The sequence below is a fragment of the Niabella agricola genome, assembly GCF_021538615.1.
GTDB classification, from domain to species: Bacteria; Bacteroidota; Bacteroidia; order Chitinophagales; family Chitinophagaceae; genus Niabella; species Niabella agricola.
On sequence record NZ_JAJHIZ010000002.1, the window covers coordinates 279,917 to 293,121 of the forward strand.

At 46.6% G+C, this 13,205-nt stretch carries 8 protein-coding genes and 1 pseudogene; 6 read left to right on the forward strand and 3 right to left on the reverse strand.

Translation table 11 applies throughout. From position 1 onward, the window contains the following. Positions 1-38: 38 nt before the first annotated feature. Together LL912_RS01560 and LL912_RS01565 are read right to left on the reverse strand one after the other, a co-directional pair. On the reverse strand, positions 39-1,379 hold the full coding sequence (locus LL912_RS01560) for a sensor histidine kinase (RefSeq protein WP_235551799.1): 1,341 nt from the start codon (positions 1,377-1,379) through the stop codon (positions 39-41). After that, positions 1,366-2,745 carry a sigma-54-dependent transcriptional regulator gene (locus LL912_RS01565; protein WP_235551800.1) on the reverse strand — a complete coding sequence of 460 codons (1,380 nt, stop codon included), beginning with the start codon at positions 2,743-2,745 and terminating at the stop codon, positions 1,366-1,368. The genes LL912_RS01560 and LL912_RS01565 overlap by 14 nt, the downstream gene beginning before the upstream one ends. A 198-nt stretch (positions 2,746-2,943) precedes the next feature. Between LL912_RS01565 and LL912_RS01570 the strand changes: the two genes are divergently transcribed. Together LL912_RS01570 and LL912_RS01575 are read left to right on the forward strand one after the other, a co-directional pair. Then, positions 2,944-3,390, forward strand: coding sequence for a hypothetical protein (locus tag LL912_RS01570; RefSeq protein WP_235551801.1), 447 nt, complete (start codon positions 2,944-2,946; stop codon positions 3,388-3,390). Between the two features lie 449 nt (positions 3,391-3,839). Next, positions 3,840-5,093, forward strand: a complete 1,254-nt coding sequence (locus LL912_RS01575) for an efflux RND transporter periplasmic adaptor subunit (protein ID WP_235551802.1) — start codon at positions 3,840-3,842, stop codon at positions 5,091-5,093. A gap of 202 nt (positions 5,094-5,295) precedes the next feature. On the opposite strand, the pseudogene LL912_RS01580 reads toward LL912_RS01575, so the two are convergent. Beyond that, positions 5,296-5,590: pseudogene (locus LL912_RS01580) on the reverse strand (four helix bundle protein). Between the two features lie 157 nt (positions 5,591-5,747). On the opposite strand from LL912_RS01580, the gene LL912_RS01585 reads away from it, so the two are divergent. From LL912_RS01585 to LL912_RS01600, 4 genes are all read left to right on the forward strand, one after another. After that, positions 5,748-6,425: an ABC transporter ATP-binding protein gene (locus LL912_RS01585; protein ID WP_235551803.1), complete on the forward strand. Its 678-nt coding sequence runs from the start codon at positions 5,748-5,750 to the stop codon at positions 6,423-6,425. 194 nt (positions 6,426-6,619) lie between these two features. Next, the gene (locus LL912_RS01590) at positions 6,620-8,038 is read left to right on the forward strand and encodes a S41 family peptidase (RefSeq protein ID WP_235551804.1); all 1,419 of its coding nucleotides are present in this window, start codon (positions 6,620-6,622) and stop codon (positions 8,036-8,038) included. A gap of 112 nt (positions 8,039-8,150) precedes the next feature. Beyond that, the gene (locus tag LL912_RS01595; RefSeq protein ID WP_235551805.1) at positions 8,151-10,523 is read left to right on the forward strand and encodes an ABC transporter permease; all 2,373 of its coding nucleotides are present in this window, start codon (positions 8,151-8,153) and stop codon (positions 10,521-10,523) included. Between the two features lie 92 nt (positions 10,524-10,615). Continuing rightward, positions 10,616-12,988: an ABC transporter permease gene (locus tag LL912_RS01600; protein WP_235551806.1), complete on the forward strand. Its 2,373-nt coding sequence runs from the start codon at positions 10,616-10,618 to the stop codon at positions 12,986-12,988. The last annotated feature ends 217 nt before the right edge of the window (positions 12,989-13,205 follow it).

Sequence of the window (13,205 nt, forward strand, 5' to 3'; positions counted from 1 at the left end):
AGCAGTCAGCTGACAACTGATATCTGAAGCCTGGCCCTTCAAAAATAAAGCAGGAATGCTGTTCCTTCTCCTTCTTTACTTTTCATCTGGATGCTGCCTTTATGCAGGATCATAATTTGTTTGCAGAGACTCAAGCCAATGCCGTTCCCGTTTTTCCGGGTGCTGAAGAAAGGGATGAAGACCTGTTCGGCAATTTCATTGGGAATGCCCACGCCGTTGTCTGCAATTTTGATATAGGGCCGGTCCTCGTTGCTGAAAGCCGAAAGGACGATTTGGGGTGCCGGCTGCATCTTCACCGCTTCAATGGCATTGGTCATCAGGTTGATCAATACCTGGTCGATTAAATTTACATCTGCCTGTATGCTTAAAAAAGGATCTTTTAAGATGACATCCAATTGAATCTTCTTTTGATCCAGTGTAGGTTGCATCAGGTTTTGCAGGTTTTCAAATACATCGCTGACCAGCACTTTTTTAAAAACCGGTTTTGTGATCTTATTAAGATTCCGGTACGTTATGGCAAAGCGCTGCAGTCCTTCGCTTCTTTTTTTAATGGTTTCCAGACCCAGTCTCAGGTCTTCGGGGTCAATCAATGCGGTGCCTGCATCCGGTTCCTTTGGCTCCAGCTGGTTTTTCAGCGTATCGGCCAGCGAGGAGATCGGCGCTACAGAATTCATGATCTCGTGGGTCATTACATTCAGCAGTTTTTGCCAGGCAACGGACTCGGTTTCATCGAGGGTGCCTTTAATGCTTTGCAGGGAAATCAGTTTATCGGTTTGGCCGTTGGTTGAAAAAAGCGTGGCGCCCACCAGGAGCTTTTCATCCAGCATTCCTTTCTTAAAGGTGAAGATCGTGGTTTGCCCGGTTTCGATTTCAAATAGAAGCTTCAGGAATTCCGGGTTCCGTTTTTCAAGCGCGTGTATGTTCCTGAAATAGGGGATATCGGTCATTTTTTTAAATGCTTCGTTCATCCAGCTGATTTCGCCGGTTGCATTGTTAAATGAAAGGATCCCGATCCCCGTCAGCTCCAGTATGGTTTGCAGATAAATGTTCTCCGCTTTCCGTTCTTTATTCACCGCTTTAAACCGGTCATTGATGGAATTAAGGCCTGTGAGCAGTTTTTTCATATCCCCGGTGGCAGCAGCCGAATTGTAGTTTTTACCAAAATCGTTGTATTTAACGGCTTCTACAAACTCCAGGATGATCTTGTCCGTCTTCTCCGCTGTTTGAATGATCCGGCTCAGTGTATAGACCCAGAAAGGCAGGCAGGCAACGGCCCACCACCAATCCCCCCGCAGACCGCACCAAGCGATTACGGCCGTTAACAGCAGCAGCAACAGGATCGCTGCAATCAGTCCGATTCTTTTTTTATTCAATGTCATATTTATTCAGCCTGCGGTAAAGTGCGGTACGCGTCAGCCCCAGCTCTTTTGCAGCTTTTGTAATGTTGCCATTGTTTTTTTCAATTGCAAGCAGGATGGCGTTGCGTTCCAGCACATTCAGGTTGATGGATTCGGGGGCCTTTGCCAGTTCCACGTCGCGGCTTTCGATGGGTGAAAATACAATATCTCCGGGCAACAGTTCTTCGCCGTCGCTCATGATCACTGCACGTTCAATGGCATATTGCAGTTCGCGCACATTGCCCGGGAAATGATAGTGATTGAGTTTGTCGATTGTTTTTTTATCCAGCTCCAGGTTGGGCTTAAAATATTTTTCCTTGTATTGTTTTACAAAATGCCGCGCCAGCAGTTCAATGTCGCCCGTCCTTTTTCTTAACGGGGGCAATATGATTTCCACGGTATTGATCCGGTAGATAAGATCTTTGCGAAACCGTTTTTCATTGGCCAGTTCCTCCAGCGGTACATTGGTGGCGCAAACGAGCCGGATATCGATCGGAATGGGTTGATGAGATCCCAGTTTGGTAACCTGCCGGTTTTGCAGTACGGTCAATAGCCGGGCCTGCTGGTGCAGGGTGATATTGCCGATCTCATCCAGGAACAGCGTTCCGCTATTGGCGGCTTCAAAGCGCCCGGTACGTTCCTCCCGTGCATCGGTAAACGCGCCCTTGGTATGACCGAACAATTCACTTTCAAAAAGACTTTCGGTGAGTGAGCCTACATCTGTTTTTATGAACGGGCGTTGTGCTCGGAGGGATTGCTGGTGGATGGCATGCGCTACCAGGTCTTTACCGGTGCCGTTTTCGCCCAGCACCAGGATATTGGCGTCGGTAGGCGCGATCTTTTCGATTTTCTTAAGCACATCCTGCATGGCTTCCGAGTGCCCCAGTAACCCGCTGCCGCCCCGGGTTGCATCCGTTGCCACAGCGGCCGGTTTACCGGTTCTTTTTTTGAGCAGTTCTTTTATGTTCTGAATGAGCTGGTCGTTTTGCCAGGGCTTCAGCATAAAATCGGAAGCTCCTTCTTTCAGCGAACGTACGGCCAGGTCTATGTCGCCATAGGCTGTAATCATAATGATGGATGCCCTGGAGCCCAGCTCCCGGATCTTCCGCAGCCAGTATAACCCTTCATTACCGGTATTGATACTGCTGTTGAAGTTCATATCCATCAGGATCAGGTCGAAGTCTTTCTTTGAAAAAACCGACCGGAGTTGCTCGGGGTTTTTTTCTGTGGTTACTTCCTTTACCTGTGATTTTAATAGGAGACGTGCGGCGGTGAGCACATCCGGATCATCATCAACAATTAATATAGAAGCATCTTTTAATAACATACGGATCACAAAAATCAGCATAGAAAGCCGGATAACAAATATTCTGCGCTTAAATTTTAACCACTGTATCAAAAACAGACGGTAGGTGTTCGCTTTTGCGGGCTTTTAAAAAAGATAAGAAATGCAATGTGTTGATAATTAATTAATTGCTATTGTGGCACGTTGTTTCAAGGGATGATACAGGAAAAGCAGATTATTAAAACTTTTAAAACATAAAAAATGAAAAGGATCGTATGTATGGTAGCCGCCTTCTTTGTATTAAGCGCAGGCGCCGTTAATGAAAACCCGGTTGTAAATGAAAAGGTATTAAAAACATTTGACATGCTGTTTGGAAAAGCAGAAAATGTTACCTGGAGCACCACCGCAGCGAACAATGAAGCAAGCTTTGATCTGAATGATATAAAAGTGCGGGCCGTAATTGATCATAACGGACAGCTGATCCGTACCATCCGTTATTACCGGGAAAATCATTTGCCGGCAGCCATCCGCTACAGTCTGAAAAAGAAATTTGAAAATAAAGAAATCCGCAGTGTTTCTGAATTGAGTGCTAATGATGAAGTAACATATCATGTAACGCTGATGGACGAAAAATACCTAGTGAATGCAGTGGTAAACAGCACCGGCCAGGTAATCGAGTCGAAAAGATACATCCGGGCAGACCGGTAAGTACGTCACATTTCTCATGTATATATACGGAGTGGGTAGTCTTATCTGCTCCTTTTTTTAAGAAGTTCGTATTGAGATACGGGATTTCGGATTTGTATCAGAATGATTTGAAGACTGTCCGATCCTGGGAGACAGGTTCAGTCTAAATAAGCAATGGTCATAAGAAATAAATGCCGGGTTGTGAGCAGGTGTCCGCATCCCGATCCTTAGGCTTTTAGCTCCCAAAACTCAAATCTCAAAACTCAATTGTATCAAAACCGGACAGTATTTGTGCGATAGCGAACAAAAAAATAAAATTTAAACGGGTAATCGATTTGCTATCAATAGTTTGTTAAATTGGCATATTGTTGAAGGCCGGATAAAAGACTGAACCGTTCCTTTGTACAGGATTGCAATAGTTGGTATATAACAAGGGCGCCGGTAAAATCATCTCACAAAAAAAAGCAACAGTGGATAGAGTTATAGAAAAAAAATTTTGGAACAGGAAGCGGATATGGACCATTGCGGGTATTACGGCCCTGGCGTTGCTCATCATTTTCAGTATCGTGATGGCGGGTGGTAAAAGTAAGCTGAATGTAGACCTGGAACGGATCACTGTAAGTGAAGTAAAGAAAGCTGCGTTTAAAGAATACATTCCTGTAAACGGGGTGGTGCTGCCCATTAGTACCATCTACCTGGACGCTATGGAAGGGGGAAGGGTTGAAGAAAAATTTGTAGAAGACGGAGCCATGATGAAAAAAGGGGAGCCGATATTGCGGCTTAGCAATACAGACCTTGAGCTGAACCTGATCGGTCAGCAATCGGCGGTATATACCACGCTGGCACAGGTACAGCTGGCTAAATCAACGGCCCAGCAGAATACCGTAAACAACCTGAACCAGATGACCGATGCCGAAAGCCAGCTAAAGGAAGCAGAACGTTTATATAACCTGAATAAATATCTTTATGAAAACAAAGCAATCGGCGAGCAGGAATTCCGCAAATCGGAGATCGACTATAATTATAAACTCAAAAAAAGAGACCTTGCAGAACGCATCACCAAACAGGATGCTGAATCCAACCAGCTGCAAACCCGACAGGCCGGTCAGTCCTTTAGTAATTCTCAAAAAGCACTAGGACTGTACAGCAGGAAAGTAGGGGATCTCGTGTTGCGTGCGCCGGTAGACGGGCAACTGACCTCGCTGGATGCGGAGATCGGACAATCTAAAAACAAGGGCGAACGGCTGGGACAGATCGATGTGCTGACCGGTTATAAAGTGCGGGTAGATATTGACGAGCATTATATTGCCCGGGTTTTTAACGGCCTTACGGGAGATGTAACCGTGGCCGGAAAGAATTATCAGCTGCGGGTCAAAAAAGTATATACCCAGGTAACCAATGGACGTTTCCAGGTTGACATGGAATTTGTGGGCGATGTGCCCAAAGATATCCGCCGTGGCCAAACCCTGCAGATCAGCCTGGCGCTGAGCGATGAAACAACCGCTGTATTGCTGGCCAAGGGCGGCTTTTATCAGCAAACCGGCGGCAACTGGGTATTTAAGCTGAGCGATGACGGTAAAACCGCCTACAAAGCAGAAGTACAGCTGGGCCGCCAGAACCCGGATTACTATGAAGTGCTGAAAGGACTGAAACCGGGCGATAAGGTAGTGACCAGCAGTTACGAGAATTATGGAGATATGCAGGAATTGGTGTTGAAGCAGTAGTGTGAGCATTGAGATACGAGATTCCAGATTTGAGATACGAGATTAGAGAACCGGGATTCCGTAAACCAGGCCGGGAACCATCGCTCTGATATAGTTTCCAACCTGAAATTTTAAATCCGGGTTATGTCTCAAATCTGGATCTGTCTCCTGAATCATAGTTTCTTTGAATAGGCATGGATCATTTTCCTGACTTCAATAACTCTTAAGGAAAAGAGGCAAAGTCGTCGATGGAAATAAATCCGATGTCTTTTGATAATAAAAGCTGGTATTCCAATTCGAAAACGGACCCGGTGGCGATGGTTAGAAACCGTTTGAAATCTGGTTTTGTTGAGCGCCCGGAACCTTCTGCTATATTAGCGGGAATGGAAGCGGCCGCGGCGCATTTGTGAAATAAGGCCAAACAATTCGTCCTTAGGAAAGGATGAAGTTAGTTTATAAACGTCCAATGTGAGCATATGCGCTTTTTGCCACAAAATCGGGTGCTGGTAGTTTAACATAGTAATTGTTTTAATAGGTGAAATATAAATATACGGTAAATATTTGTTCAGCAATCATCCAGGTAACTGACCCGGTCTCAACCCCGGATCTCAAACTGAAATCTGAAGTCTCAAATCTCAAATCCCGAATCTGAAATCTCAAAACTCAATTCTATCAATGATCAAAATAACCAATCTCGAAAAAATCTATCGCACGGAAGAAGTGGAAACCGTTGCGCTGAACGACCTCTCATTCGAAGTAAAGGAGGGTGAGTTTGTAGCAGTGATGGGGCCTTCCGGCTGCGGTAAGTCTACACTGCTGAATATACTCGGGTTACTGGATGACCCCGATGCCGGAAGTTTTTTGTTTAATGGTGTTGAAGTGGCCAAATTCAACGAGCGGAAGCGTGCCGATATGCGGAAAAAAAATATCGGGTTTGTGTTCCAGAGTTTTAACCTGATTGATGAACTGACCGTGTTTGAAAATGTAGAACTGCCGTTGATGTATGCGGGTGTAAAAAAATCGGACCGCAAGGCCCGTGTAGATGAAGTGCTGGAGAAAGTACAGATCATGCACCGCCGCAATCACTTTCCGCAACAGCTTTCGGGCGGGCAGCAGCAGCGTGTGGCCGTTGCTAGAGCCGTTGTGAATAAACCCAAATTGATCCTGGCCGATGAGCCAACCGGTAACCTGGACAGCAGTAACGGAAATGAAGTCATGCAGATGCTTACCGACCTGAACGAAGCCGGCACCACCATTGTTATGGTAACACACAGTGAACATGATGCCCGCTATAGTCATCGTATTATCCGGATGCTGGACGGGCATACGGTTACCGAGAATATTCTGGTATAGCGATGGGGTAATAGGTAATGGTGAGTAGTGAATGGTCGATAGCGACGGAGACCGGCAATGAGAAGGAGCCTGGCGTTCCGGAGCGGTTCTGGTCTGAAATTATTGTAAAACCTGCAGGAATAAAGCAAAACGTGTAACATTTTTCAGCTTTATGGTACTATTAATAAATAGTAGTCCACTTTTAAAATGACATCATGATCAAAGGTTCCTGTACTTTCTTTCTGAGTTGCTTGCTCACCTGTTTTAACCTGACGGTTCATTTTCCGGGGAATGCACAAATCGCAAATACGATTTCTGCTGCCGATAAGGTTTATGGTTTGTCGAAGTTCTGGCAGGAGGTGAATTATAATTTTGTTTATCTCGATAAGATTGACCGCAAGGCATGGGATAGCACCTATAAAGCATTGATTCCCCAGGTTCAGGAAACGAAAAATGATTATGAGTATTACCGGTTGCTGGAAAAATTCTGCGCTATGCTCAATGACGGGCATACTAATATTTTCCGCCCGCAGATAAAGGGATTACAGATCATGCAGAATGCATTCGGCGATCACCTGGTGGTGGTAAAACAGGTTGCAGGTAAGCCGGTCATTGTGCGCTCATGGAAAAAGGATCAATTGATACTGCCAGTGGGAAGCGAAATTGTGGAAGTAAACGGAAGTTCCGCTGAACAGCATATAAGGGAGCAGTTGCTGCCCTATATTTCCAGTTCTACCGAATACGTAAAATGGAAAGGGGCCACCCACTGGATGCTTGCGGGTGCACCCGGTTCTGCCTTCCGTATCAGAATAAAGAAGCCCGATGGGAAAGCGTCGGTTGTAAACCTGGTACATGCAAAGGTAACCGACAGCATTTATTTTCCAGAACTGGGCGCCTATTATGATGAGCAGAAACGGGAATTACTGGAATTTAAAATGCTGGAAGGCGGCGTAGCGTATCTTGGATTGAATGGTTTTTCGAACCGGAAAATCGATACCCTGTTTGATGCTATCCTGCCGCAGCTCTACCAGGCTAAGGGTCTAATTGTGGACCTTCGTTTCAATGGTGGAGGAAGCACCGATATCGGCACGTACATCCTGAAATATCTGATTGCTGATACGGTTTTGGCAGGGGCAAGATATACTACCCGGGAGCACCTGCCGGCGTTTAAGGCCTGGGGAGGCTTTGTTACGGAAAAAGATACGGTTGGCAACGCATGGAATAAAAAGTGCCTGGAGGTCTTCAAAGGCGTATACACCTATAATTTTCCGTATGCACCAGATACATTCACGCTCCATAAGCCCCGTATTGTGGTTCCTACAGTGATCCTTACGGGAAATAATACCGCTTCTGCCGCGGAAGATTTCCTGATTGCAGCAGATGCTCAAAAGCATATGGTTCGTATGGGGGAGCCTAGTTTCGGGAGCACCGGCCAGCCGATGGTTTTTGATATGCCTGGCGGAGGTTCGGCAAGGGTGTGTACAAAAAAAGATACCTATCCCGATGGCCGGGAGTTTGTGGGGTACGGTATACAACCCCATATAACCGTAATCCCCACTGTTCAGGACTACCTGGCGGGCAAAGATGTGGTGAAGGATGCGGCACTGGGTTATCTGCTTAAAAAGATAAAATAGTCTTATACGGGCGGATCTTTTTGAAGCAGAACGGTAATTGCATACGTAAATCATGAATTGTATATAAATCAAACAACGTATCAGGGAATGCGAATGCCTCAAATCAGAACCCATGTTCAAAAATTATTTTAAAACCGCATGGCGGAGCCTTTGGGCAAATAAGTTTTACAGCTTGTTGAATGTAAGCGGACTTGCTGTTGGGTTGGCCGCAGGGATCCTGCTGCTGATCTGGGTGCAGCATGAGTTTGGTTACGACAAATTCCACAGCAGATCCCAGAATATCTACCGGATCAATGTGGAGATTCCTTCGGCTGATAAGCCACTGTTCTGGTCGGCAACACCTGGTTCGCTGGCAGTTATTGCCAAAAAGATACCCGAGGTTCAATCCCTTGTAAGAATATCGGGAGCAGGGCAGGTGCTGTCTGATGAATCCAATAAAAAAATACTAACCGGGAATGTGCTGGCCTGTGTAGACAGCAACTTTTTTTCCGTGTTTGATTTCGGAATATTAAAAGGGAATCTTCAAACCGTGCTTCCCGGGGTGCAGTCGATAGCGCTTACGCGTTCAACCGCCCAGAAATTGTTTGGTACGGAAGATGCACTGGGAAAAACCGTCCGGCATCATGAAACTGATTTTACGGTTTCGGCCATTCTCAAAGATGTTCCCGAAAATTCCACGCTTCGTTTCGACGCGTTGTTCCCGATGGCGCTTTATGCGCAGAACTTTACCCGGAACGGAGGTAACGGCAGCTGGAAAACGATTGATGAGGACATGGGGAATTATAGTTTCGAATCCTACGTATTACTACATCCCAATGCTCATATCCCGCACGTGGAGCAGGCATTTACCGGGTTGTACCAGCAGGCAAGAAACGACGATAATAAAAGCAAATTCCATCTGCAGCGTCTGCAGGACCTGCACCTGGTTGGTAATGATGGCAGTACTGCTGCCTTGCTGATTGTACAGGTGATCTTTGCGGTGGCCCTGCTGCTGCTGGTAATTGCCAGCATCAATTATGTAAATCTGTCTACAGCCCGGGCGCTCACGCGTGTAAAAGAGGTCAGCGTTCGAAAAATTGTAGGAGCCGGGCGGATCCAGCTTTTTTTTCAGTTTGTGACTGAAACCATTTTGTTGTTCTGTTTGGCCTTAATGCTGGCTGCCGGACTTATTGTGCTGCTGATGCCCTTATACAATACGATAGCCGGGAAAGAACTGGTGTTTCATCCGGGAGATGACGGCATCTGGAAGGCGGTTGGCTTGGCCGGGCTGATCACGCTTGTTTTGTCGAGTATTTATCCTGCCCTCTTGTTATCGTCTTTTAAACCCGTTCGCTCGTTAAAAGGAGCATTACCATCCGGTATCGGGATTGCTGCACTGAGAAAGGGGTTAGTGGTTTTCCAGTTTTTTGTGTCGATCGTGTTACTGATCGGCACGGTGGCCATGGGCCGGCAAATGCAATATATAAAAGACAAAAACCTGGGCTTCGATAAAAGCTATGTATTTACAGCGGATTTTCCTACAAACGATGCAAAGCACCTGGATGCCATCAAAACGGAATTGGGTAAAGAGCCGGCGATTCTTTCCGTTGGAAATTCTTCGGAACCGGATATTATGAATGTGACCAGCGGATCGGGTGATCTGGAATGGAAGGGAAAAACGCCGGATATGCAACTAATGATCAGCGAAGTGGCGACAGAGAAAAATTTTCTGCCCACCTTAAAACTGCCCTTCGTTGAAGGCGGCGATTTCTCGGGAACACCTGCAGACAGCAACAAGTATATAGTAAATGAAACGGCCGTAAAACAAATGGGATTAAAGCCGCCCTATGTAGGACAGCCGCTTACGTCTCACGGACGCCAGGGGCTGATAACCGGGGTATTAAAGGATTTCAATTTTCAGCCGCTTACAAAGGCGATAGGGCCGATCTTGTTTCATACATTCTGGAAGGGGAATATATTTTATATACGTACCACCGGTAACGGTGCGCAGGCCGCCATACAGGCGGTGGAGCGGGAGTATAAAAAATATGCGGATGGCCTGCCCTTCCATTATGAATTTTTGGATAAAAAATTTGACGCGCAATACCGGGCGGAGCAGCGTACCGGCATGCTGTTTAATGTGTTTGCGGGCATCGCGATCTTTATTTCATGTTTGGGCCTGTTTGGGCTGGCTACATATACGGCACAGCGGAAAGTAAAAGAGATTGGGATCCGGAAGGTATTGGGAGCCAGTGTGCCGGGTATTGTGGGACTGATTTCCACCGGTTTTTTAAAATTGATATTGGTTGCCGTTGTGCTGGCGATGCCGGTTGCATATATCGGAACCCATCGTTGGCTGCAAAATTTTGCTTACCACGCAAGCCTCCCATGGTTCCTGTTTGCGTTGGCGGCGGTCTTTGTTTTGTTGATCGCTTTTGCAACCATGTGCCTGCAGGCCGTGAGAGCCGCAATGGCTAACCCGGTTAACGCATTGCGAAGCGAATAAACGATGGTATAAAGTGAATGGTATATTAGAGGGCAGGATCAGCAGGAACGCTTACTGCTGGTATCCGGATGCCCGACTCTTAAATCTGGAAAATGATAAAAAACTATTTTAAAACCGCATGGCGGAACCTGGTCCGGAATAAAGCCTATTCCCTGATCAATATCCTGGGCTTAAGTATTGGCATGGCCGCCTGTATGCTTATTATTTTGTGGGTTCAGAACCAGGTCAGTCATGACCAGTTTCATAAAAACCTGGACCGGATTTATGTGGTGAATAACCGCGATATGAACGATGGGGTAAAGTTTGCCTGGGCCTGGACGCCGAATATTATGGGGCCTACATTGAAGAAAGATTATCCGGAAGTGGCCGATGCAGTACGGTACTCGGAGGGCCAGCGGTTCCTTTTCACGGTAGGCGAGAAGAAAATGGTGCCTTCCGGGGCATTTGCCGACCCGGGCTTCTTTTCCGTTTTCTCGTTCCCCTTATTGAGAGGGGAGGCCAAGAATGCTTTAAAGGAAGTGTATAATATCGTGCTGACTGAAAAGCTGGCCAGGAGCCTGTTTGGAACGGATGACCCCATGGGTAAGATTGTGAAACTGGATAGTACGGATCATTTCAGAGTAACGGGCGTTCTGAAAAATCTGCCGGATAATACTGCATTCGATTTTGCCTACCTGCTTCCGTGGGCGTATAAGGATAAATTGGGATGGACAGATAGCTCCTGGGGCAATAATGGACTGAATACCTACGTACTGTTGAAGCCGGGTGCGTCGCAGGCAGTCTTTGATCAGAAAATAAACAAGATCACCACCAACCATTTATCAGAGAACCCCCTGTACAAAAACAGGGAGGTATTTACGCAGCCGTTCAAAGACCAGTGGCTGTACTCCAAACAGGAAAACGGCCGGTACACCGGCGGACGTATTGATATGGTACGGATGTTTACCGCCATTGCTACGCTGATCCTGATCATTGCCTGTATCAATTTTATGAACCTGAGCACCGCGCGGAGCGAAAAACGGGCAAAGGAGGTGGGCATCCGCAAGGTAGTAGGGGCGCAGAAAAAAGGACTAGTTGCGCAGTTTATCGGCGAAAGTGTATTGCTGTCGGGTATTGCCTTTTTGTTTGCTTTAACCATCGTAATCATCAGTCTTCCCGGATTCAGCGCATTGGTGGATCAGCCGTTGCACCTGCCGTTTACGAACCCGTTATTTTGGGCTGCAGCGCTTGCCTTTATCTTCTTCAGCGGTCTGCTGGCCGGCAGTTATCCGGCCTTCTACTTATCTTCTTTTAACCCCGTAAAAGTATTAAAGGGCTTTTTTAAATCGTCTACAGCCGCAGTAAATCCCCGGAAGATCCTCGTGGTCATCCAGTTTACCTTTGCCGTGCTGCTCATCATCTCTACATTTATCGTGATGCAGCAGATCCGGCATGCGCAGGCGCGGGATAACGGGTATGATGCGCGCAACCTGGTTTTTGTGACGATGAATGGTGCTGTGGAGCGAAACTATAAACTTATCCGCAACGAATTGATCAGCCGCGGGGCCGCTGTTTCGGTTACCAAATCCATGAGCCCGATAACCGAACGTTACAGCGATAGCTGGAACTTTACCTGGACAGGAGGCACGGAGGAAGATAAAAAGGTCGATTTTGTAAGAATGGCCTCCGATGCCGATTTTGTAAAAACCCTGGGAACAAGACTGGTAATGGGGCGGGATATTGATATTTATAAATACCCCGGCGACTCTACTGCCATTTTACTGAATGAAACTGCGGCCAAAGTGATGCACCTGAAAGATCCGCTGACGGCGACGCTAAAGGCGGATGATATTGAATGGCGGGTGGTAGGCGTCGTAAAAGATTTTATATACCAGTCGCCCTACGAAAAAGTACAACAGCTGATCGTTTTCGGACCTAAATCCTGGTTCAATACCCTTCATTTTAAACTCAACCCGGCCAACAGCACTCAGAAGAACCTGGATATTGCAGCGGGCATTTTCAAACAGTTTAATCCTGAGTATCCTTTTGATTACAAATTTGTGGATGCAGAATATGCCCGCAAATTTAAGGAGGAGCAGAAAACCGGAACGATGGCGGCATTGTTTGCAGGATTAACAATTTTTATTTCCTGCCTGGGGCTTTTTGCACTGTCTACCTATATGGCTGAAACAAGGATCAAAGAGATCGGTGTTCGTAAAGTACTGGGTGCTTCGGTTTTTCATATTACTTCCCTGCTATCCGCGTCCTTTTTAAAGCTGGTGATCATTTCCTGTGTGGTAGCATCGCCCATCGCCTGGTTTGTGATGAGTAACTGGCTTAAAAATTATCAATACCGCATTTCGATCGGGTGGCCGGTATTTGCAGGGACCGCCTTGCTGGTAATGGTTATTGCACTGGCTACGATCAGCTTCCAGTCGGTAAGGGCAGCCCTGGCCAACCCGGTAAAGGCGCTGCGATCAGAGTAAGGGAGATTTCAGGTTTGAGGTTTACGGTTTCAGGTTGGATCCGTTCTACGTTTGGCGCAGCTGCGCCACTCCCGGTCTCTGCAACATCCTGATCGAAGGAAAGGTCATGAAGCCGCAACCGCATCCCTGCTTTTATATTTAATGTTTTACATTCCTTATTTAAAATCCCGAAAGGGTGCTTGATGCAAAAAACAGGCCGCCAATGACCAGACAAACA